This is a genomic window from Paraburkholderia sp. BR14320, assembly GCF_040948665.1.
Classification (GTDB): domain Bacteria; phylum Pseudomonadota; class Gammaproteobacteria; order Burkholderiales; family Burkholderiaceae; genus Paraburkholderia; species Paraburkholderia youngii.
In genome coordinates this window covers 1-22,404 of the sequence record NZ_JBFPKG010000041.1, presented here as the reverse complement: position 1 = coordinate 22,404, position 22,404 = coordinate 1, and the positions used below count along the sequence as shown (strand labels likewise).

Annotated in this window: 19 protein-coding genes, 1 pseudogene and 1 riboswitch; of the genes and pseudogenes, 7 read left to right on the top strand and 13 right to left on the bottom strand. The window is 65.7% G+C overall.

Going from position 1 to position 22,404, the window contains the following annotated elements:
• Window positions 1-30: 30 nt before the first annotated feature.
• The 5 genes from pxpB to AB3X89_RS29040 all read left to right on the top strand — a co-directional run bounded on the left by pxpB (window position 31) and on the right by AB3X89_RS29040 (window position 4,439).
• Window positions 31-684 carry a 5-oxoprolinase subunit PxpB gene (pxpB, locus tag AB3X89_RS29060; protein WP_368586360.1) on the top strand — a complete coding sequence of 218 codons (654 nt, stop codon included), beginning with the start codon at window positions 31-33 and terminating at the stop codon, window positions 682-684.
• Window positions 681-1,733 carry a biotin-dependent carboxyltransferase family protein gene (locus tag AB3X89_RS29055; protein ID WP_368586359.1) on the top strand — a complete coding sequence of 351 codons (1,053 nt, stop codon included), beginning with the start codon at window positions 681-683 and terminating at the stop codon, window positions 1,731-1,733. Before pxpB ends, AB3X89_RS29055 begins: the two co-directional genes overlap by 4 nt.
• 20 nt (window positions 1,734-1,753) lie before the next feature.
• Complete coding sequence (gene pxpA, locus AB3X89_RS29050; RefSeq protein WP_368586358.1) at window positions 1,754-2,506, top strand: 5-oxoprolinase subunit PxpA; 753 nt, start codon at window positions 1,754-1,756, stop codon at window positions 2,504-2,506.
• 206 nt (window positions 2,507-2,712) lie between these two features.
• Window positions 2,713-3,486 carry a DUF969 domain-containing protein gene (locus AB3X89_RS29045; RefSeq protein ID WP_368586357.1) on the top strand — a complete coding sequence of 258 codons (774 nt, stop codon included), beginning with the start codon at window positions 2,713-2,715 and terminating at the stop codon, window positions 3,484-3,486.
• The gene (locus tag AB3X89_RS29040) at window positions 3,483-4,439 is read left to right on the top strand and encodes a DUF979 domain-containing protein (protein WP_368586356.1); all 957 of its coding nucleotides are present in this window, start codon (window positions 3,483-3,485) and stop codon (window positions 4,437-4,439) included. The genes AB3X89_RS29045 and AB3X89_RS29040 overlap by 4 nt, the downstream gene beginning before the upstream one ends.
• 65 nt (window positions 4,440-4,504) lie before the next feature.
• Here AB3X89_RS29040 and AB3X89_RS29035 read toward each other — a convergent pair whose 3' ends face one another.
• The 12 genes from AB3X89_RS29035 to AB3X89_RS28980 all read right to left on the bottom strand — a co-directional run bounded on the left by AB3X89_RS29035 (window position 4,505) and on the right by AB3X89_RS28980 (window position 17,741).
• On the bottom strand, window positions 4,505-5,764 hold the full coding sequence (locus AB3X89_RS29035) for a TraB/GumN family protein (protein ID WP_368586355.1): 1,260 nt from the start codon (window positions 5,762-5,764) through the stop codon (window positions 4,505-4,507).
• Window positions 5,757-6,776, bottom strand: coding sequence for a peptide ABC transporter ATP-binding protein (locus AB3X89_RS29030; RefSeq protein ID WP_368586354.1), 1,020 nt, complete (start codon window positions 6,774-6,776; stop codon window positions 5,757-5,759). Before AB3X89_RS29030 ends, AB3X89_RS29035 begins: the two co-directional genes overlap by 8 nt.
• A complete protein-coding gene (locus AB3X89_RS29025) occupies window positions 6,773-7,777 on the bottom strand; it encodes an ABC transporter ATP-binding protein (protein WP_368586353.1) in 1,005 nt (334 codons plus the stop codon). The genes AB3X89_RS29030 and AB3X89_RS29025 overlap by 4 nt, the downstream gene beginning before the upstream one ends.
• Window positions 7,778-7,779: 2 nt before the next feature.
• Window positions 7,780-8,697 carry an ABC transporter permease subunit gene (locus tag AB3X89_RS29020; RefSeq protein WP_176124541.1) on the bottom strand — a complete coding sequence of 306 codons (918 nt, stop codon included), beginning with the start codon at window positions 8,695-8,697 and terminating at the stop codon, window positions 7,780-7,782.
• 8 nt (window positions 8,698-8,705) lie between these two features.
• A complete protein-coding gene (locus tag AB3X89_RS29015) occupies window positions 8,706-9,716 on the bottom strand; it encodes an ABC transporter permease subunit (protein ID WP_013090824.1) in 1,011 nt (336 codons plus the stop codon).
• A 140-nt stretch (window positions 9,717-9,856) separates the two neighbouring features.
• Window positions 9,857-11,488, bottom strand: coding sequence for an ABC transporter substrate-binding protein (locus AB3X89_RS29010; RefSeq protein WP_368586352.1), 1,632 nt, complete (start codon window positions 11,486-11,488; stop codon window positions 9,857-9,859).
• A gap of 203 nt (window positions 11,489-11,691) precedes the next feature.
• Window positions 11,692-13,335: an ABC transporter substrate-binding protein gene (locus AB3X89_RS29005; protein ID WP_368586395.1), complete on the bottom strand. Its 1,644-nt coding sequence runs from the start codon at window positions 13,333-13,335 to the stop codon at window positions 11,692-11,694.
• Window positions 13,336-13,508: 173 nt separating this feature from the next.
• Window positions 13,509-14,339: a methylenetetrahydrofolate reductase [NAD(P)H] gene (gene metF, locus AB3X89_RS29000; RefSeq protein ID WP_368586351.1), complete on the bottom strand. Its 831-nt coding sequence runs from the start codon at window positions 14,337-14,339 to the stop codon at window positions 13,509-13,511.
• 11 nt (window positions 14,340-14,350) lie between these two features.
• Window positions 14,351-14,704 carry a phage holin family protein gene (locus AB3X89_RS28995; protein ID WP_018432546.1) on the bottom strand — a complete coding sequence of 118 codons (354 nt, stop codon included), beginning with the start codon at window positions 14,702-14,704 and terminating at the stop codon, window positions 14,351-14,353.
• 175 nt (window positions 14,705-14,879) lie between these two features.
• Window positions 14,880-16,298 (bottom strand): adenosylhomocysteinase, encoded by a 1,419-nt coding sequence (gene ahcY / locus AB3X89_RS28990; protein WP_368586350.1) that lies wholly within the window; start codon window positions 16,296-16,298, stop codon window positions 14,880-14,882.
• A gap of 33 nt (window positions 16,299-16,331) precedes the next feature.
• A riboswitch (S-adenosyl-L-homocysteine riboswitch) is annotated at window positions 16,332-16,466 on the bottom strand.
• Between the two features lie 61 nt (window positions 16,467-16,527).
• On the bottom strand, window positions 16,528-17,253 hold the full coding sequence (locus tag AB3X89_RS28985) for an LrgB family protein (protein WP_368586349.1): 726 nt from the start codon (window positions 17,251-17,253) through the stop codon (window positions 16,528-16,530).
• Complete coding sequence (locus AB3X89_RS28980) at window positions 17,250-17,741, bottom strand: CidA/LrgA family protein (protein ID WP_368586348.1); 492 nt, start codon at window positions 17,739-17,741, stop codon at window positions 17,250-17,252. Before AB3X89_RS28980 ends, AB3X89_RS28985 begins: the two co-directional genes overlap by 4 nt.
• 112 nt (window positions 17,742-17,853) lie before the next feature.
• Here AB3X89_RS28980 and AB3X89_RS28975 point away from each other — a divergent pair.
• Window positions 17,854-18,804, top strand: a pseudogene (locus tag AB3X89_RS28975) (LysR substrate-binding domain-containing protein).
• A 76-nt stretch (window positions 18,805-18,880) separates the two neighbouring features.
• Here the strand turns inward: AB3X89_RS28975 and AB3X89_RS28970 are convergent.
• Complete coding sequence (locus AB3X89_RS28970; RefSeq protein WP_368586347.1) at window positions 18,881-20,506, bottom strand: GMC family oxidoreductase; 1,626 nt, start codon at window positions 20,504-20,506, stop codon at window positions 18,881-18,883.
• Between the two features lie 327 nt (window positions 20,507-20,833).
• On the opposite strand from AB3X89_RS28970, the gene AB3X89_RS28965 reads away from it, so the two are divergent.
• On the top strand, window positions 20,834-22,404 hold a 1,571-nt coding region (locus tag AB3X89_RS28965; protein ID WP_368586346.1), incomplete at its 3' end, for an isovaleryl-CoA dehydrogenase.

Genomic DNA, 22,404 nt, shown 5'->3' with positions numbered 1-22,404 from the left:
ATTTTCCGACTCGATCCGGGCCGCCCACTCATGAGCCAACCACGAATCTTTCCGCTCGGCGATACCGCGCTCGTCTGCGAAGCGCCCCCGCCGGCCACGCTGGAGTGCCAGCAGCGCGTGTGGGCCGCCGCTGAAGCCGCGCGCGACTGGCCGCAGGTGCTCGAGGTCGTGCCCGGCATGAACAATCTGACGCTCGTGTTCGACCCGCTCGCAACCGACGCCGACGCGCTCGGCGAGCAGTTGCTGACGGCCTGGAACGCAGCGGAAGAAACCGCCGCGCCCACACGCGACGTCGAAATTCCGGTGCAGTACGGCGGCGCATTCGGCCCCGATCTCCAGGCGGTCGCCGAACATACGGGCTTGAGCGCGCGCGAGGTCGTCGAGCGTCATGCGGGCGGCGCCTACGTGGTGTTCTTTCTCGGCTTTCAGCCCGGCTTCGCCTATATGGGTGGGCTCGATCCCACGCTGCACACGCCGCGCCGCGCGTCGCCGCGGCTCGAAGTGCCGGCGGGCTCGGTCGGCATCGGCGGCGAGCAGACCGGCATCTATCCGGCGGTGTCGCCGGGCGGCTGGCAGCTGATCGGCCGCACCGAAGTGGCGCTGTTCGACCCGGCGCGCCGCCCGCCCACCCTGCTGCAGCCCGGCGACCGGGTGCGCTTCACGATCGCGGGGATGCACGCATGATCGACGTGATCCGCGCGGGTCTCCAGACCACGATTCAGGACCTCGGCCGCCACGGCTACCGGCATCTCGGTGTCGCGATGGGTGGTGCGCTCGACCGGTTGTCGCTCGAAGTCGGCAACCGGCTGGTCGGCAATCGCCCCGATGCTGCCGGCCTCGAAATCACCTTCGGACCGACCGTGCTGCGCTTTCTGCGCGCAACCCGCGTGGCGATCGCCGGCCCCGACTTCGGCTCGACGCTCGACGGCAAGCCGGTCTATTCATGGTGGAGCCTGCCCGTGCAGGCCGGCCAGGAGCTCGTGCTGAACGCGGCGAAGCGCGGCATGCGCGGGTATGTGTGCGTGGCGGGCGGCATCGACGTGCTGCCGATGCTCGGCTCGCGCAGCACCGACCTCGCCGGCCGTTTCGGCGGACTCGGCGGCCGCGCGCTCAACGATGGCGACCGTCTGCCGGTCGGCGCGCCGCCGCAGCGCGGCCAACTCGGCTTCGCGCCGGAGGCGCCCGCGTTCGGCGTGAAGGCGCCCACATGGTGCAAGTTCGTGCTGGTCCCCGAGCCGCTGCGGCGCGGGCGACATCCGTCCGGCGTGCCGTGGGCGGTTCCGATCCGCGTGCTGCGCGGCCCCGAATACGACAGCTTCACCACGGATGCGCAGCAGTCGTTCTGGTCCGACGAGTGGCTCGTCACGCCGAACAGCAACCGCATGGGCTACCGGCTCGCCGGCACGGAACTCAAACGCACGCACAAGACCGATCTGCTGTCGCACGCGGTGCTGCCCGGCACGATCCAGGTGCCGCCGAACGGTCAGCCGATCGTGCTAATGAGCGACGCGCAGACCACCGGCGGCTATCCGAAGATCGGCGCAGTGATCCAGGCCGATCTGTGGAAGCTCGCGCAGGTTCGCCTGAACGCGGCGGTCCGTTTCATCCCGACGACGCCCTATGAGGCGCGCCAGGCTTTACTGGAAGAACGCACGTATCTGCGGCAGATCGATGCCGCGATCGCGATGCATGAAGAGCGTTGCACGCGCCAGGCGGCGCTCGCGGCGCTGTAACGGTGAATAAAGGAATCCCCATGGAAATCGATCTGAACGCCGATCTCGGCGAAGGCTGCGGCTCCGACGAGGCGCTGCTCGACCTCGTGAGCTCGGCCAACATCGCATGCGGCTGGCATGCGGGCGGACCCAACGCGATGCGCGATTGCGTGCGCTGGGCCGTGCAGAAAGGCGTGTCGATCGGCGCGCATCCGAGCTTCAACGATCCCGAGAATTTCGGCCGCAAGGAAATGGATTTGCCGGCGGGCGAGATCTACGCGGGCGTGCTGTATCAGCTCGGCGCGCTGTCGGCGATCGCGCAGGCCGAGGGCGGACGCATCGCGCACGTGAAGCCGCACGGCGCGCTGTACAACCAGGCCGCGCGCGACGCGAAGATCGCCGACGCGATCGTCTCCGCGGTGCACGACTTCGATCCGTCGGTGGCGGTGTTCGCGCTCGCCAACAGCGGGCTCGTCAGCGCCGCGCGCAACGCGGGCCTGACCGCGATCGAGGAAGTGTTCGCCGACCGCGGCTATCGCGCCGACGGCTCGCTGGTGCCGCGCAAGGAGCCGGGCGCGCTGCTCGAGGACGAGGACGAAGTGCTCGCGCGCACGCTTACGATGATCCGCGAGCAACGCGTGAAGGCCGTCGACGGACAGTGGGTGCCGTTGAAGGCGCAAACCATCTGCCTGCACGGCGACGGCCCGCACGCGCTCGCGTTCGCGCGACGCATTCGGGACGCGCTCGCCGAGGCCGGCATCGAAGTGCACCCGGCGGGCGTCGCACGCGTCTGAGCGTTCGCATCGCCACCGTGCACACCGCGCGCGGTGATGCCCGCTGCAAACCCGCCGATGCCGACGCACGCGCATCCGCGGGGTAGGTGAAGAGAGTTCGACGCGGCCGCAGAGCCGCGGCAGCACGCCGGCGCATGGGGCCGCATGCACCGGTTCACGTCAGCCGCCACCCGCGGCGAAGTTGAATTACCTCTTTGGAGACCCTGATGCAGACAACCGTCAGTTTATGGCCGCTCATCGGTGTGGCCGTCATCATCGTTGGCTTTCTGTTGCGCTTCAATCCGATGCTGATCGTCGCCGTGGCCGCGATCATCACCGGTTTCGCCGCGCATTTCCCGCCGGAGAAAATCCTCGCTCTGATCGGCACCGGCTTCATCAAGACACGCAATATCCCACTGATCATCCTGCTGCCGCTCGCGGTGATCGGCCTGCTCGAACGACACGGCCTGCGCGAGCGTGCGCAGGCGTGGATCAGCGGCATCAAGGCGGCGACCGCCGGGCGTCTGTTGATCGTCTATCTGGCCGTGCGCGAGCTGACCGCCGCGGTCGGCCTGACCGGGCTCGGCGGCCATCCGCAGATGGTGCGTCCGCTGATCGCGCCGATGGCCGAGGGCGCGACCGAGAACCGGTTCGGCAAGATCAGCGACGCGGTGCGCTTCCGGCTGCGCGCGTTCTCGGCCGCAACCGACAACGTCGGGCTCTTTTTCGGTGAGGACATCTTCGTCGCGTTCGGCGCGATCGTGCTGATGACGACCTTCCTGAAGGAAGCGGGCATCGTCGTCGAGCCGATTCACGTGGCGGTGTGGGGCATTCCGACCGCGATCAGCGCGTTCATCGTGCATGGCTTCCGGCTCTGGCTGCTCGACCGGCGGCTCGAGCGTGAATTGCGCGGCAAGGTGCCGGACGGTACCTCGAGCGCGAAAGCGACTGCCACATCGACGCCGTCGTCGGGCACGCGTGCTACCGGAGACGAAGCATGACCTTCACGATCACCTATCTGTTCTGGTTGCTCGGCATCGTGCTGCTGATCGTCGGCGGCATGATCGTTATGGACCGCCAGCATCCGCGCCGCTTCACCGCGGGCGGCTTCTGGATTCTTTACGCGCTGATCTTCCTGATCGGCGACCGCCTGCCGCCGGCCGTGGTCGGCGTCGCGGTGATCGCGATGGCGCTGATCGCGGGCTTCGGCGGCGTCACCGCGGGCAAGCCGAAGACGCTGTCGCTCGAAGCGCGTCAAGCGAGCGCCGCGCGTCTGCGCAACAGGCTGTTCGTGCCCGCGCTGACGATTCCGATCGTCACCGTGATCATCACGTTGGCGGCAAGTCATCTTGTGTTCGGCGGTGTGCCGTTGATCGAGAAGGCCAACGTCACGCTGATCGGCTTCGGTCTCGGCTGCGTGATCGCGCTCGCGATCGCCTGTGTGATTACACGCGACACGGTCGGTCAGTCGATGAAGGAAGCGCGCCGCCTCGTCGATGCGCTGTCGTGGGCGGCGGTGCTGCCGCAGATGCTCGGCATGCTCGGCCTCGTGTTCTCGGACGCGGGCGTCGGCAAGGCGGTCGCGCACGTGACGACGTCGTATATCAGCCTCGACTACCGCTTCGTCGCGGTGGCCGTGTACTGCATCGGCATGGCGCTGTTCACGATGGTGATGGGCAACGGCTTCGCCGCGTTTCCGGTGATGACGGGCGGCGTCGGCGTGCCGATCCTCGTCGGCGTGTTCCACGGCAACCCGGCCGTGATGGCCGCGATCGGCATGTTCTCCGGCTACTGCGGCACGCTGATGACGCCGATGGCCGCAAACTTCAACATGGTGCCGGTCGCGCTGCTCGAATTACCCGACAAGAATGCGGTGATCAAGGCGCAGATTCCGACCGCGTTGACGCTGCTGGTGATCAATATTTTTCTGTTGAACTTTTTGATGTTTCTGTAGCGCTGCTGACAAGCGCGTCGCTCAGACAAGCGGCGCGTGAAAAGACGCGAGCGGTCTTGCGCCGCTCACCCCGCCTCCACCACGAAGCCGTGCTGCCGCAACAGCTGCAGCACGCCCTTCGGTCCACCCAGATGGAGCGCGCCGATCGCGACGAACAGCGGCTTGTTCGGTGCGGCGAGCTGCAGCATCTTCGCGACGAAGCGGCGATTGCGCTCGTCGACGATCCGGTTGTCGATCGAATCGGAGATGCGGGGATCGCGCGCGAGCTTCTCAGATTTGGCGGCCTGCCACGCGGCGATCGCGTCGGCATCGCCGACCTGCCATAGCCGATGCAGCGTGCGCACGTCCTGGACGTTCTGCGCCGGCGTCTGCACCAGGTCCTGTGCGAGCATCTCACGCTGCTGCGCGGCCGACAGTCCGGTGAACGAACGCATCTGCTGTGCGAGCGTTTCGAGTCCGACGATCTTGCCGCGCGTCTTCAGATACACGTTCTGCAATTGCGCTTCGGTACCGTACTCAGTTTGCAGACCCGCTGACAGCGAGTCGTAGGTCTCGACCACCAGCGACGCAAGCCATGGCCGCATCTTCTTGATCGCATCGAGCGCGGCCGGGTTGCCGCGCAGCCGCAGCGCGAGCTTGTGCCACAACGGCTCGGGCAGCAGGCCCGGCAGGCAGTCGTGCCTGCACACGCCGTACCTGGAGACGTCGTCCTGCGACACCAGCAGTTCGTCGGGCGACAGTTCGAGCGCGAGTGTCGGCGACGCGGCGAGCGCCGCGAGGATCGGCGCGCGGAACGGCTGCGCCGCCGGATAATCGGCCGGATCGCCGACGTGCAGCGTGCCGAGCACATAAATGGTGATATTGCCGCGCGTCGCGACATAGAACGGCATTCGCGCCGGTTGCTGACGCACCGGTCCGCTCGCGGTGGTGCCAGGTACCGGGGGCGGCGCAATCGACGGCGGTGGCGTGGCTGGCACCGTGACCGCCGGCCGGGCCGCCTGGGCCGCGGGGGCTGGCGTATTGGCCGCTGCGCCGGCCGCGTCAGCGATGCCGGGCACGGCCGCGCCGACCGACAGCGCGCAGCCTACGCGCAAAAAAGCGGACAGCGACGCGGGAAGAAATATGGAGAACAATGCGCGCGCGAGCGCATCGACAAACGCGCAGAAAAACGTGCGAAAAAACTCGCTGACGAAGCTTCCAGCAAATGCGCCGCAGGGCGCGGCGCCTCCCGGCGCACGCGCCCCGCGGCGCCGCGCGAAGGCGGCTATCCCGCCGCCCTCACACAAGCGGCGCGCAAGACGACGCGCCGCCACCCCATCAGGCATCCACGTCCCCCACCTCTTCGGCGCGGTGACACGAGACGAGGCGCCCATCCACTTCACGCAGCTTCGGCACCTCGCTGCGGCAGCGGTCGATCACGTACGGACAGCGCTGATGGAACGTGCAGCCCGACGGCGGATTCAGCGGCGACGGCATTTCGCCTTGCAGCTTGATCTTGATCGTGCGGTCCGCCTCGAAGATCGACGGGGTCGCCGACATCAGCGCGCGCGTGTACGGATGGCGCGGCTTCGAGAAGATGCGCTTCTTGTCGCCGAGCTCGGCGACGCCGCCGAAGTACATGACCATCACGTCATCGGCGATATGCTCCACCACCGACAGGTTGTGCGAGATGAACACGTAGCTCGTTTTGAACTCATCCTGCAGGTCCATGAACAGGTTCAGGATCTGTGCCTGGATCGACACGTCGAGCGCGGACACCGGTTCGTCGGCCACAACGATCTGCGGATCGAGGATCATCGCGCGCGCGATCGCGACCCGCTGACGCTGGCCGCCGGAGAACATGTGCGGATAGCGCTTCGCGTGCTCGGGCCGCAAGCCGACCGTGCGCATCATCTGCGCGATGCGCTCGGCGCGCTCGGTCGCGCTCATCTGCGTGTTGATCGCGAGCGGCTCGCCGAGCGTCTGCTCGACGGTCTTGCGCGGATTGAGCGACGCAAACGGGTTCTGGAACACCATCTGCACGCGCCGCCTGAGCGCCGCAATCTTCTCGTGATTCGCCCCGGCCACGTCTTCGCCATCGATCAGCAGGCGGCCCGCGCTCGGCGTTTCGATCATCGTCAGCTGACGCGCGAGCGTCGACTTGCCGCAGCCGGACTCGCCGACTACCGCCAGCGTCTTGCCGCGTTCGAGCGCGAACGACACGCCGTTCAGCGCCTTCACCGTGCCGTGCGCGAACATGCCGCGTTTGACTGTGTAGTAGCGCGCGAGCTGGTCGGCGACGAGCACGTGATCGCCAGGACGATCCGGCTGACGACGGATTTCGGGTGCTGCGCTCATCGGGCGCCTCCTTGCGTGTGAACGTTGGCGTCCTTCTCGAGGTTCAGCGGCTTGATGCAGCGCACGCGCGTGAAATCGGCGTGAGCGGGCAGCGCAGCGAGCGCGGGCCGCGCCTTCATGCAGTCGTCGACCACGTATTTGCAGCGCGGCGCGAACAGGCAGCCCTTGGGCCGGTCGTCGCGGCCCGGCACCATGCCCGGCAGCGCCGCGAGCCGCACCGCGCCCACGTTGTGCTCGGGAATCGCGGCCAGCAGCGCTTCCGTGTACGGATGATGAGGCGCGGCGAAGATGTCGGGCACCTTGTTCGTCTCGATCACCTCGCCCGCATACATCACGGCGACGCGCTGCGCGACCTCGGACACCACGGCCAGATCGTGCGAAATCAGCACGAGCGCCATGCCGCGTTCCTTCTGCAGGCGCATCAGCAGTTCCATGATCTGCGCCTGGATCGTCACGTCGAGCGCGGTGGTCGGCTCGTCGGCGATCAGCAGCTTCGGGTTGCAGGCGATCGCCATCGCGATCATCACGCGCTGGTTCATGCCGCCCGACATCTGATGCGGAAACGCGCCGATGCGGTTCTTCGCATCGGGAATGCCGACCTGGTCGAGCAGTTCGAGCGCGCGCTTGTCGAGCGCGCTGCCGCGCAAGCCTTCGTGCAGCTTCAGCACTTCCTTGATCTGATAGCCGACCGTGTAGCTCGGATTCAGGCTCGTCAGCGCGTCCTGGAACACCATCGCGATGTCCTTGCCGATGATCTTGCGGCGTTCCTTCGCGGAGGCGTTCAGCAGATTCTTGCCGTCGAACGTGATTTCGTCGGCCGTGACCTTGCCGGGCGCGTCGATCAGGCCCATCAGCGCCATCATCGTCACGCTCTTGCCCGAGCCCGATTCGCCGACCACGCCGAGCACTTCGCCCGGCGCGACGTCAAGATTGATGCGGTCGACCGCGGGCAAGCCGCCGAAGTTGACCGCGAGATTGCGGATGGTCAGTAGATTACTCATGTTCAGGCCATCCGTTTCAGTTTGGGGTCGAGCGCGTCACGCAGCCCGTCGCCGAGCAGGTTGATCGCAAGCACCGAGATCAGGATGGACAGGCCAGGCATCGTGACGATCCACCATGCACTGTCGATGTAATCGCGCGCCGACGCAAGCATCGCGCCCCACTCCGCCGACGGCGGCTGCACGCCGAGGCCGAGAAAGCCGAGCGCGGCGGCATCGAGAATCGCCGACGAAAAGCCGAGAGTGGCCTGCACGATCAGCGGCGCGGTGCAGTTCGGCAGCACCTGCGAGAACATCAGCCGCAACGTGCTCGCACCCGCGACCCGCGAAGCGGTCACATACTCCTTCTGCAATTCGCCTTGCGCGGACGCGCGCGTCAGACGCACATAGCCCGGCAGCGCGACGATCGCGATCGCGAGCATCGTGTTGACGAGACCCGGACCGATGATCGCGACCACCGCGACCGCGAGCAGCAGCGACGGCAGCGCGAGCAGGACGTCCATGATGCGCATGATCGGCGTGTCGGCCCATTTCTCGAAGAACGCGGCGATGAGGCCGAGCACGATGCCCGGAATCAGCGCGAGCACGACCGACACGAAGCCGATCCAGAACGACAGCCGCGCGCCGTACATCAGACGCGAGAGGATGTCGCGGCCCGCTTCGTCGGTGCCGAGAATGAACTTCCAGTTGCCGCCGTCGAGCCACGCGGGTGGAATCTTCACGGAGTCGCGATACTGCTCGATCGGGCTGTGCGGCGCGATCAGCGGCGCGAAGATCGCGATGAAGATCAGCACCAGCACGATGATGCCCGCGCCGACCGCGCCGCGGTTGCGCGAGAAGTTCGCCCAGAATTCGCGCGCCGCGATGGCGCGGCCGCTCGGTGGGGTGACCGCTTGGGGGACGGTGTTTTGAATGTCAGCCATGGTCGTGATTACCTCGTATGGCGAATGCGCGGGTTGAGCACGCCGTACAACAGATCGACGACGAGGTTCACGACGATCACCAGCGTCGCGATCAGCAGGATACCGCCCTGCACGACCGGATAATCGCGCCGGCCGATCGCATCGATCAGCCACTTGCCGATGCCCGGCCATGAAAACAGCGTTTCGGTCAGCACCGCGCCGGCAAGCAGTGTGCCGACCTGCAAACCGATCACCGTAACGACCGGAATCAGCGCATTGCGCAGCGCATGCACGACGATCACGCGTCCCGGCGACAGCCCCTTCGCGCGCGCGGTGCGGATGTAGTCCTCGCGCAGCACTTCGAGCATCGACGAGCGCGTCATGCGCGCGACCACCGCGAGCGGAATCGTGCCGAGCACGATCGCGGGCAGGATCAGATGGCTCAACGCGGACTTGAACGCGCCTTCGTCGGTGGACATCAGCGAGTCGATCAGCATGAAGCCGGTCACGTGCGGAATGTCGTATTCGACTGCGATGCGGCCCGACACTGGCGTCAAGCCGAGCTTGACCGAGAACACCATGATGAGGATCAAGCCCCACCAGAAGATCGGCATCGAGTAGCCGGTCAGCGCGGTGCCCATCACGCCGTGATCGACCACCGTGCCGCGCCTCAGTGCCGCGAACACGCCCGCCGGCAGGCCGACGATCAGCGCGAACAGCATTGCGCAGATCGACAGTTCGACGGTGGCGGGAAAGCGTGCGAGGAATTCGCCCATCACGCTGGTGTTGGTGATGATCGAAGTGCCGAGGTTGCCGTGCAACGCACGGACGATGTAGTGGAAGTACTGGATCGGCAAGGGCTCGTCGAGCCCGAGGCGGTGCATCGCGGCCGCATGCATGGCCGGATCGACGCCGCGCTCGCCCATCATCACTTCGATGGGGTCGCCCGGGATCAGGTGAATCAGCGCGAACGCAAGGATCGTGATGCCGATGAACGTCGGTATCACCATGCCGATGCGGCGCAAAACGAAGCGGAACATGGTTCGCTCCTATGGTACTGGTGATGAAAAAACGCAACCGGCGACGAGGGCTCGTGACCCCGGTCGCCGGACCATTTCGACCAGTTTTCTAACCGTGCGAAAGCGTACTCTACTGCGGCGTACTGTGCGAACTTTACGAATTACTTGATGCTGACGCCGTCGAAGCGCGCATAGCCGAGCGGTTCGATGCGCATGTCGATCACCTTCTTGCTGACCGGCTGATAGACGGTCGAGTGCGCGATCGGCGAGAACGGCAGTTGCTGCGCGAAGATGTGCTGAGCGTCGCCGTAGATCTTCGTGCGCGTTGCCACGTCCGCAGTCGTGCGGCCCTTCTGGATCAGATCGTCGAACGGCTTGTAGCACCACTTCGAGAAGTTGTTGCCGTTGATCGCCTCGCAGCCGAGCAGCGTGCCGAGCCAGTTGTCCGGATCACCGTTGTCGCCGGTCCAGCCGATCAGCATCGAGTCGTGTTCGCCCGCGTGCGCGCGCTTGATGTACTCACCCCATTCGTACGTGACGATCTTCGCCTTCACGCCGATCTTCGCCCAGTCCGCCTGGATCATTTCCGCCATCAGACGAGCGTTCGGGTTGTACGCGCGCTGCACCGGCATCGCCCACAGCGTGATGTCGAAGCCGTTCGGGTAGCCGGCCTTCGCCAGCAGATCCTTCGCCTTGGCCGAATCGTACGATGCTGCCGGCAGATTCTTGACGAACGACCATTGGGTCGGCGGCATCGGGTTCGTCGCGAGCTGGCCCGCGCCCTGGTAGACCGAGTCGATGATCGCCTTCTTGTTGATCGCCATGTCGAGCGCCTGACGCACTTCGAGCTTGTCGACCGGCTTGTGCGTCACGTTGTACGCGAGGTAGCCGAGGTTGAAGCCGGGCTGCGACGGCATGTCGATGTTCGGCTCGGCTTTCAGCGGCGCGATGTCGGCCGGACGCGGATAGCTCATCACCTGGCATTCGTCGCGCTTGATCTTCTGCACGCGCACGCCGGCGTCCGGCGTGATCGAGAAGATCAGCTTCGAGATCTTCACCGCGTTCGGCTTCCAGTATTCGGGATTGCCGTCGAAGCGGATCGTCGCGTCCTTCGTGTAGCTGCGGAAGATGAACGGACCGGTGCCGACCGGGAACTGATTGATATCGGCGGCCTTGCCTGCCTTGAGCAGCTGATCCGCATATTCGGCCGACAGGATCGACGCGTATTCCATCGCCAGATTCTGGATGAACGGCGCGTTGACTTCCTTCAGCGTGAACTTGACCGTGTACGGGTCGACTTTCTCGACGCTCGTGATCAGCTTGTCGAGGCCCATGTCGGTGAAGTACGGGAACTGCACCGGATACGCCTTGCGGAACGGCTGGTTCGGGTCGAGCATGCGCTGGAACGAGAACACCACGTCGTCCGCGTTGAATTCGCGCGTCGGCTTGAAGAACGAGGTGGTCTGGAACTTCACGCCATGACGCAGATGGAACGTGTAGGTCTTGCCATCGGGCGACACGTCCCACTTCTCGGCGAGGCCGGGTTCGACCTTGGTGCCGCCGCGCTCGAATTCAACGAGGCGGTTATAGACGGTGAACGTGTTGGCCGTGAAGTCGACGCCCGTCGTGTATTGGGCCGGATCGAAACCCGCGGGACTGCCTTCCGAGCAGTAGACGAGGGTTTTGTTCGGAATCCCAGCGGCCTGCGCGCTCGTGACGCCAAGCAGGGATGCCGCTGCGGCTGCGACGAGCGTAGACACACGCGCGACGCGCAACAGATTGTTTTGCTTCATGTTTCCTCCAGGTTCAGGGCCGGCTTGCGCCGGCGTAGCGGGATATTACTTGAGCTTGGGCCGGCCACCAAGCGGAGCAAAATCCCTCTGTTGACGATAGGAAACACTTCATGCAAACGTTTTGCCGCGGTACTGTCGCGGGCCGGACGGCCCGTTCGAGCCGCCCGGCGACGAAAGCGGCGCAAAAAGCGCGCCGCGTCCGCTTACTTCACCCCGACCTCCAGGAATTGCGTCGGTCCGAACGGATCGATCTTGAAGCCCGTCACGTTCTTGCTGATCGGCTGATACACGGTCGAATGCGCGATCGGCGTGAACGGCACCTGGTCCTTGAAGATTTCCTGAGCCTGGGTGTAGGCCTTCAGCCGATCGGGCATCTTGGTGGTGCTGCGGCCCTGCTTGATCAGATCGTCGTAAGGTTTGTAGCACCACTTCGAGAAGTTGCTGCCGTTGACCGCGTCGCAGCCGAGCAACACGCCGAGCCAGTTGTCGGGGTCGCCATAGTCACCGGTCCAGCCGATCAGCATCGCCTGATGCTCGCCAGCGTGCGCGCGGCGGATGTACTCGCCCCACTCGTACGTGGCGATATTCACCTTGACGCCGATCTTCGCCCAGTCCGACTGCAGCATTTCGGCCATCAGGCGCGCGTTCGGGTTATACGGGCGCTGCACCGGCATCGCCCACAGCGTCAGCTCGAAGCCGTCGGGGAAGCCCGCCTCCTTCAGCAGCGCTTTCGCCTTGTCGACGTCGTACGGCGCGTCCTTCAGGCTTTTGTCGTAGCCCCATTGCGTCGGCGGCATCGGGTTGGTCGCGAGCTGGCCCGCCCCCTGGTAGACCGCTTCGATGATCGCCTTCTTGTTGACCGACATGTCGAGCGCGCGGCGCACGAGCACGTTGTCGAGCGGCTTTTTGGTGGTGTTGTATGCGATATAGCCGAGGTTGAAGCCCACTTCGCTCGGCATCGCGAGCGACCCATCGGCCTTCACGGTCGCGATGTCGGCCGGCCGCGGATACGACATCACCTGGCATTCGCCCCGCTTCAGCTTTTGCAGGCGCACGGCCGGATCGACGGTGATCGCGAAGATCAGCTTGCCGACCTTCGCGACGCCCGGCTTCCAGTAGTCGGGATTGCCGTCGAAGCGGATCGTGTCATCCTTCGTATAACTGCGGAAGATGAACGGACCGGTGCCGACCGGGTACTGGTTGATATCCGACGCCTTGCCCGCCTTCAGCAGCTGATCCGTGTATTCAGCCGACAGGATCGAGGCGAACGGCATCGCGATCTGCTGCAGGAACGGCGCGTCGACTTCCTTCAACGTGAAGCGCACCGTGTACGGATCGACCTTCTCGATCTTGGCGATGTTCTTCGCGAGACCGAGATCGTTGAAGTACGGGAAATTGACCGGATACGCCTTGCGGAACGGATTCTCGGGATCGAGCATGCGCTCGTAGGTGAACACGACGTCGTCCGCGTTGAATTCGCGGGTCGGCTTGAAATACGACGTGGTCTGGAATTTGACGCCGCGGCGCAGATGGAACGTATAGGTGAGGCCGTCGGCCGACACGTCCCACTTTTCGGCGAGTCCCGGCTCGATGTCCGTGCTGCCATGCGCAAACTCGACGAGCCGGTTGTAGACCGTGTACGAGCCGGCGCTGAACTCGACACTGGTCGTGTATTGCGCGGTATCGAAGCCCGCCGGGCTGCCTTCGGAGCAGAAAATCAGCGTCTTGTCGGGCAGCGTGGCCGCCTGCGACGCGGCGGGCGCGAGGCCGCTCGTGGCGACCGCGAGCGCGGCGAGAGCCGGCAGGCAGAACTGGTGAAGCGCAAACAGTCGGTGTGCCGCAGTCATTCTTGTCACTGTCATATCGTCCTCCGCACAGCAGCCGGGGTAGCTGCTTTTCGATGATAGACAGCCCAAAAATGAGCTTCAACAGGGACTTACCACGCTATTTGGGACAAATTCGAGACCCACGCCAGCCTGACGGGGACCGCGCGGCCGTTGCAGCCGCGCGGGCATGGCCGTTACACGGCGAGCCGTTCGCAGATCGCCTTGGTCGACGTGGCCGCGTTCAGCGTATAGAAGTGCAGGCCGGGCACGTTCGCGTCGACGAGCCGTTGACACAGATCCGTCACCACGTCGAGCCCGAACGCGCGGATCGACTCGCGGTCGTCGCCGAAGCTCTCGAGCCGGCGCGCGATCCAGCGCGGCACTTCGGCGCCGCACATTTCGGAGAAGCGCATCAGCTGCGAGAAGTTCGTGATCGGCATGATGCCGGGCACGATCGGCACGTCGACGCCGAGCTGGCGCGCATCGTCGACGAAACGGAAGTATGCGTCCGCGTTGAAGAAGTACTGCGTGATCGCCGAGTTCGCGCCAGCCTTCACCTTGCGCGCGAAATTCTCCAGATCGTGACGCGGCGAGCGCGACTGCGGATGGTATTCCGGGTAGCCCGCCACCTCGATCCAGAACCAGTCGCCGAACTCGGCGCGGATGAAACTGACGAGCTCCGACGCATAGCGCAGCTCGCCGACCGCGCCCATGCCCGAGGGCAGGTCGCCGCGCAGCGCGACGATATGGCGGATGCCGTGCGCGCGGTACTCGTTAAGAATCGCGCGCAGGCTTTCCTTCGACGAGCCGATGCACGACAGGTGCGGCGCCGCCTCGAGCCCTTCCTTCGCCATGTCGATGACGGTATCGAGCGTGCCTTGCTGGGTCGAGCCGCCGGCGCCGAACGTGACGGACACGAACTTCGGCTTGAGCGACACGAGTTGCGCGCGGGTCGCGCGCAGTTTGTCGATGCCTTCCTGCGTCTTCGGCGGGAAGAATTCGAATGAGAGTTCGATCGGTTTCATAGTCAATGAGGTCAACCGAGACTGCGGTTGCCGAAAATGAGCGCGGACAGCAGCCACGACACGATGCTGTACAGGATCGAGCCGAAGAACGCCGACCAGAAGCCCGACACCTCGAAGCCCTTCAACAGCGACGAGGCCAGCCAGAAGCACAGCGCATTGACGACCAGAATGAAGAGTCCGAGCGTGAGGATCGTGACGGGCAGCGTCAGCAGGATCAGTACCGGCCGAATCACCGCATTGATGAGACCGAGCACGATAGCGACGATCAGCGCGGTGCCGAAGCTACGGATGTGGATCGACGGAACGATGTAGGTGATGATCAGCAGCGCGAGCGCGTTGATGAGCCAGGTCAGCAGCACGGTCATGTTAGAACTCCTTGTAAGCACCTGTGCGGGGAAGATGTCCAGCAAATGAAAAGCGGCGCTGTCGAACAAAGCGGCGCATTGCGCGCCGCCCCGAGATCAGACCGTCAAACTTTTCACCGCCGTCCGCTTGGCCCGGCGCGCGAAGCGCGCCTCGAACCCGCGGGCGGCCGCCTACTTAGTAGCGATAGTGGTTCGGCTTGAACGGACCGTTCTTGTCGACGCCGATGTAGCCGGCCTGCGCGTCGGACAGCACGGTCAGGTTCGCGCCGATGCGCGCCAGATGCAGACGCGCGACCTTCTCGTCCAGGTGCTTCGGCAGCACGTACACCTTGTTCTCGTACTTCGCGCCCTGCGTGAACAGTTCGATCTGCGCGAGCGTCTGGTTCGTGAACGAGTTCGACATCACGAACGACGGGTGGCCCGTCGCGCAGCCGAGGTTCACGAGACGGCCTTCGGCCAGCAGGATCACGCGCTTGCCGTCCGGGAAAATGATGTGGTCGACTTGCGGCTTGATGTTTTCCCACTGGTACTGACGGGTCGACGCGACGTCGATTTCCGAGTCGAAGTGGCCGATGTTGCAGACGATCGCGTTATGACGCATCGCCTTCATGTGATCGTGGTTGATCACGTGATAGTTGCCGGTTGCGGTCACGAAGATGTCGGCTTTATCCGCCGCGTATTCCATCGTCACGACGCGGTAGCCTTCCATCGCCGCTTGCAGTGCGCAGATCGGATCGATTTCGGTGACCCACACGGTCGCGCCCAGACCGCGCAGCGATTGCGCGCAGCCCTTGCCCACGTCGCCGTAACCGGCCACGACCGCGATCTTGCCGGCGATCATCACGTCGGTCGCGCGCTTGATGCCGTCGACCAGCGACTCGCGGCAGCCGTACAGGTTGTCGAACTTCGACTTCGTGACCGAGTCGTTGACGTTGATGGCCGGGAACGGCAGACGGCCTTCCTTTTCCATCTGGTACAGACGATGCACGCCGGTGGTGGTTTCTTCGGTGACGCCCTTGATTGCCGCGAGGCGCTTCGAGTACCACGTCGGGTCGACCTCGAGGTGCGCGGCGATCGACTTGTACAGCGCGACTTCTTCCTCGTTGGTCGGCTTGGCGATCACCGAGCGGTCCTTCTCGGCCTTCGAGCCGAGGATCAGCAGCAGCGTTGCGTCGCCGCCGTCGTCGAGGATCATGTTGGCGAACTCGCCGTTCGGCCATTCGAAGATGCGGTGCGAGAACTCCCAGTATTCGTCGAGCGACTCGCCCTTGAACGCGAACACCGGCGTGCCGGCCTGCGCGATCGCGGCGGCGGCATGGTCCTGGGTCGAGAAGATGTTGCACGAGGCCCAGCGCACGTCCGCGCCGAGCGCGGTCAGCGTCTCGATCAGCACGCCGGTCTGGATCGTCATGTGCAGCGAGCCGGCGACGCGCGCGCCCTTCAGCGGCTGCTGCGCCTTGTACTCTTCACGCGTCTGCATGAGGCCCGGCATTTCGGTCTCGGCGATCGTGAGTTCCTTGCGGCCCCACGCGGCGAGCGACATGTCTGCAACGACGTAATCCTGCTTTTGGGAATCGATGACTGCGGCGTTCATCACGCCCTCCTTTCTAAGAAATTGACTAGAAATGTGACGTGAGCGCGGTTTGAGGCAACGCACGGATTCGCGTGATGCGCATTCCATGCTGCCGATTGAAGCCTTCGAGCCTGGCGGGCGGCCGGCGAATGTGGATTCGCGGTACCCGTCGCAACGCTCCTCGAAGACGAACGGCGATTGTAGCAAATCGAGATGACTTCGGCGCGCGCGGGATGGTGGGCGCGCCGCTTCAGATCGGCAGCAGGCCCAGCATCGGCGCGAGCAGCACCATCGCGACGCCGGCGATCATCATCGTCAGGCTGGACACGACGCCCTCCTCGCTGCCGATCTCGCGTGCCTTCGCGGTACCGACGCCATGCGCGGCCGCGCCGAACAGCGCGCCGCGCGCGAGCCGCGTGCGCAGCGGCATGAACGCGAGCACGAGTTCGCCGAACAGCATGCCGCAGACGCCCGTCGCGATCACGAACAGCGCGCTCAGATCCTTCGGCGCGTGAATCCTGTCTGATACGGCGAGCGCGAACGGCGTCGACACCGAGCGCGTCATCAGGCTGCGCTGCAATTCCGGCGACAGATGCAGCAGCTTCGCGAGCACCAGCGAGCCGCCGACGCCGACCAGAATGCCCACCGTCACGCCGACGGACAGCGAGATCCAGTGACGCTTCAGCAATGCGCGGTACTCGTAGATCGGCACGGCGAACGCGACCGTCGCGGGGCCGAGCAGCCACATCAGCCAGCGCGTGTCCTCGAAGTACAGCGAATACGGAATGTGCGCGAGCGCGACGATCGCGACGAGCGCGGCCGGCACGGTCAGCATCGGCGTGAGCCATGGCGAGCGCACGCGCGCATACAACGCCTTCGACGCGAAATACAGCGCGATCGTCAGCGCGAGGCAGCCTGCCGCGATCAGGCGCGAGGCATCGTCGGCCAGCAGCGAAGCGAGAATGTGCGGGCTCATCGGCGCTCGCGCGACAGACTGCCTGCCTCGCGCGCAACCCGCACGCGGCGCAGCGCGAAACGCCGTTCGACGCGCGCGGCCTGATCGACGGCGAACGCCACCGCGACCATCACCATCAGCGTGCCGGCGATCACGACCAGCGCAAGACGCCAGCCGTCCGCGCGGAACAGGCCGCCGTATTGCACGGCGGCGACCGCGGCCGGTATAAAGAACAGCAGCATGTCGGACAGCAGCCAGTCCGCGCCGGCCTTGACCCAGCGCGGCGCGACGCCGCCGCAAAACAGCAGCGCGAGCAGCACGACGAGGCCGAGCACGCCGCCCGGCACCGGCAGATGAAGCCGTCGCACGATGAAATCGGCGCCGATCCACAGCGCGGCGATCGCGGCGCTTTGCACGGCGATGCGTGCGACCCGGCCGATGCCATCCGCGCGGCCGCTCGAGCCGCCATCGGCGGGAGGGGCGGAACGGACGAAAACTGGCGTGGACATGGCATTCCCTGGCTGACTCGGAAGGCACTCAGTATGCAGCGCGCCGCGCCATAAACAAAATGACTTACAATCATCGAGACCATTCCAAACTGGAATTCTGGAGGCCACGATCATGGAACTCCGCGCGCTGCGCTATTTCGTCGAAGTGGTCCGTCAGCAGAGCTTCACGGTCGCCGCCGAGCAGATGTTCGTCACGCAGCCGACCATCAGCAAGATGGTCAAGTCGCTGGAAGATGAAATCGGCTCGCCGCTGCTGCTGCGCGACGGCCGTCAGATGGTGCTGACCGACGTCGGCCGGATCGTCTATCAGCGCGGCCAGGACGTGCTCGCCGCGCACGCGCAACTGCAGGCCGAGCTGAACGATCTCGACACGCTCGGGCGCGGCGAACTCGCCATCGGCATCCCGCCGATGGGCGGTGAGCTCTTCACGCCCGCAATCGCCGCATTCCGCCAGCGCTATCCGAAGATCGAACTGAAGCTGTTCGAGCAGGGCTCGCGCGCGATCGAAGCCGCGCTGATCAACGGCGAGCTGGAACTCGGCGGGGTGCTGCAGCCGGTCGATCCCGACAACATCGACGTGCTGCCGATGTCGCGCCAGTTGCTGTGGCTCGTCGCGCGCAGCGGCTCGCGTTGGGACGCGTTGAACGAGGTGCCGCTCGCGCAGCTCGCCACCGAGCCGTTCGTGTTTTACGGCGAGAGCCTCGCGTTGAACGACGTCGTGCTGAACGCGTGCCGCGCGGCGGGATTTGCGCCGGCGATCGTCGGGCGCAGCGGGCATTGGGACTTCATGGCGGCACTGGTGCTGGCCGGCGTCGGCATCGCGCTGCTGCCCGCGCCCTAGTGCCGGCGGCTCGATCCCGCGCAGTTCACCTGCCGCCCGGTCGTCGAACCGGAGATACCGTGGGAAATGGCAATCGGCTGGCGCCGCAACGGCTATCTGTCGCACGCGGCGCGCGCAGGGCTCGACGTCGCGCGCGAAACACTGCCGACGCACGTCAGCGACGATTTCATGCTCGGACCGGGAATCGGCTTCAACGGAATCGCGGCGCCGGACGAAGCTTAGCTACCCGCGCATGAATGAAGCGCGGCGGGCGGTTGCACTGCGCCGCCGCGTTTCTCGAACTCGTCGTCAGCGGCGATCAAGCCACGTGCGCCGACAGCCCAGCTCCTTGTCGCCGGCTTGCCGCGATCAACTCCGCCGCCCGTTCGCCGATCATGACCGTCGGCGAGTTGGTGTTGCCGCCGATGAGGGTCGGCATCACCGACGCATCGACGATCCTCACCCCCGTCACGCCGCGCACGCGCAATTGCGGATCGACGACCGAGCGCGCGTCGCCGCCCATCCGGCAGGTGGCGACCGGGTGATAGATCGTGTCCGCACGCTCGGCGATCGTCTGGCGCAGTTCAGCGTCCGATTGCCCCGGCCGCGTGTACAACTCCTTGCCGCCGTGCAGCGCGAGCGACGGCGCGTCGAGAATGCGCCGCGCGATCTTCGCGCCCTCGACGAGCAGATCGAGATCGCGCGCATCGCTCAGAAAGCGCGGATCGATCAGCGGCGCGACACGCGCATCGGCGCTCGCGAGCGTCACGGTGCCGCGGCTATGCGGACGCAGCACACACACGTGCAGCGAATAACCGTGGCCCCAGTGCATATGGCGGTTGTGATCGTCGACGATCGCCGCGCAGAAATGCAATTGCAGATCGGGCCGCTCGAGTGTCGGCCGGGTCTTCAGAAACCCGCCCGCCTCGGCGACGTTGCTCGACAGCATGCCGCGCCCGTGCCGCATGAACGTGACGAATTGCGGCAGCATCCGCGCGATGCCGCGCACCGAGAAACCGACCGGCTCGATCGACCTCACCCGCTTGTTGATCGTGAAATCGATGTGATCGGTCAGGTTCTGGCCGACTTCGGGTGCGTCGTGCAGCACGTCGATGCCGAGCGAGCGCAACTGCGCGGCCGGCCCGATGCCCGAGCACATCAGTAGTTGCGGCGAGTTGAACGCGCCCGCGGCGAGCACGACCTCGGCGCGCGCGCCGAGCGTTTCGATCCGGCCGGCGCGCGCGATCTCGACGCCGCTCGCGCGCTTGCCGTCGAACACGACGCGCAGCACGGTCGCATCGGCGATCGTGTGCAGGTTCGCGCGCGGCCGGTCGTAGATATACGCGCGCGCGACGCTGCAGCGTCGCCCGTCGCGTTGCGTGACCTGATAGAAGCCGATGCCTTCCTGGTCCGCGCCGTTGAAATCGTCGTTCGCCTTGTAGCCCGCTTCGAGCGCGGCCTGCACGAAGCGCTTTGAAAACGGATTCTTGAAGCGCAGATCCGACACCGTCAGCGGACCGGCCTCGCCATGCCATGCATCGGCGCCGCGCTGGTTGTCTTCGGCGCGGCGGAAATACGGCAGCACCTCGGCCCACGACCAGCCGTCGCAACCGAGCCGCGCCCACTCGTCGTAATCGAGCGGATGGCCGCGCGTGTAGATCATCGCGTTGATCGCGCTCGATCCGCCGAAACCGCGTCCGCGCGGCTGATAGCCCTGGCGACCGGCGAGCCCCGGCTGCGGCGTGCTCAGGTAGCCGTAGTTGGTCTTCAGCCGGTTCGGCACCACGGCCGCGACGCCGACCGGCATGTTCACCAGCAGATTGCGCCCGGTATGCGGACCGGCTTCGACCAGCGCGATGGTCGCGTCGGGACAGCTATCCGCGAGACGGCTTGCGAGCGTGCAGCCACCCGAGCCCGCACCGACGATGATGTAGTCGTATTGCATGCGCTCCTCCTGATGGGCCGCGTTGCTCGCGGACCCTGTCCCGTGCACACTTGTCTACGTGTGTTTTCTGCGCATTGTAGGGAGCGTTTTGGGGCCGCGGCGGCTTACTGACAGAACGATTCCTCTAAACGCCGGCGGCATCGCGCCCCTATGATGCAAGTCGCGCACGCCGCCGTCTGTGGGCCGTGCGCGGCTTTCAAACATGGCGCGACGCGCGCCTTCTCCCCGCATGCAACATCACGCGCCGCGCTCGAACAGATGCGTCGAGACGCATCGCGGATGCCGTCGGCAAAGCGGCGCACAATAGCGAAAACGCGGAGACAGCAGATGGAACGGCACGGCTTCGGACAGACTCACGAGGTGACGAATCAGGCGCCTGCGCTCGCGGACTACAACCTGTTCGGGAGTGACGCCGCCTTAAGCGCGGCCGTCGATCGCGACGGCGCGAGCTGGCATCGCGAGGCGCTGCTGCGACACGGCGCGGCGCTGACGACGCCCGAGACGCTCGCGCTCGCCGAGCTCGCCAACCGCCATACGCCGGAGCTGGTCACGCATAGTCCGCGCGGCGAGCGCATCGACGCGCTCGAGTTTCATCCCGCATGGCACGAACTGCTCGCGCTGCTGCGTCGCGAAGGACTGCACGCGCTGCCGTTTTCCGATCCGCGAAGTGGCGCGATGGCCGCGCGCTGCGCTGGCTACTTCATGCATGCGCAGATCGAATCCGGCTCGCTGTGTCCACTAACGATGACCTTCGCGAGCATTCCGGTGTTGCAGCGCGAGCCCGCTCTGTTCAAGACACTGCGCGAGCAGTTGTACACGCGCGAGCACGATCCGCGCGACGTGCCGCTCACGCAGAAGCGCTCGATGATGATCGGCATGGGCATGACCGAGAAACAGGGCGGCTCCGACGTGCGCAGCAACCAGACGCGAGCGCATGCGCTCGACGGTGCCGGCGGGCGCGGCGGCGCCTACGGGCTCATCGGTCATAAGTGGTTTTTCTCGGCGCCGCAATGCGACGCGCATCTGGTGCTCGCGCGCACCGACACGCACGAGGGACTGTCGTGCTTTTTCGTGCCGCGCTTCGCGCCGGACGGCAGCAAGAACGCGGTGCAGATCCAGCGTCTGAAGGACAAGCTCGGCAACCGCTCCAACGCAAGCAGCGAAGTCGAATTTCTCGACGCGTACGGCGTGATGATCGGCGACGAAGGACGCGGCGTGCCGACCATCATCGAAATGGCGAACTACACGCGGCTCGACTGCGTGATCGGCAGCGCCGCGCTGATGCGCGCCGCGCTCGTGCAGGCGATCCATCATGCGCGGCATCGCAGCGCGTTCGGCCGGCACCTCGCCGAGCAGCCGCTGATGCGCAACGTGCTCGCCGATCTCGCGCTCGAATCGGAAGCGGCGACGGTGCTGTTCATGCGTCTCGCGCGCGCGTTCGAGCAATCCGCCGACGCGTCGTCGGCTTCATTGGCCGAACGCGCATGGCGGCGCATCGTTACGCCGGCCGCGAAGTACTGGGTCTGCAAGCGCGCGCTCGAATTCACCGGCGAGGCGATGGAAGTGTGGGGCGGCAACGGCTACGTCGAAACCGGGCCGATGGCGCGCTTCTATCGCGAGGCGCCGGTCAACTCGATCTGGGAAGGCTCGGGCAACGTGATGTGCCTCGACGTGCTGCGCGCGATGGAACGCGAGCCGCAAGCCGCGCAAGCGCTGTTCGCCGCCTGGCAGGACGTCGCGCGCGCGCATCCAGCATTGGGCGCGGCGCTCGCGCGGCTCGCCGCGACGCTGAACGGGCCAGCCGAACAGCGCGAGGCATCGGCACGACGTATCGCGCAGCAGATCGTGCTGATCGCGCAGGCCACGCTGCTCGCGCAGCACGCGCCCGCGGCGGTCGC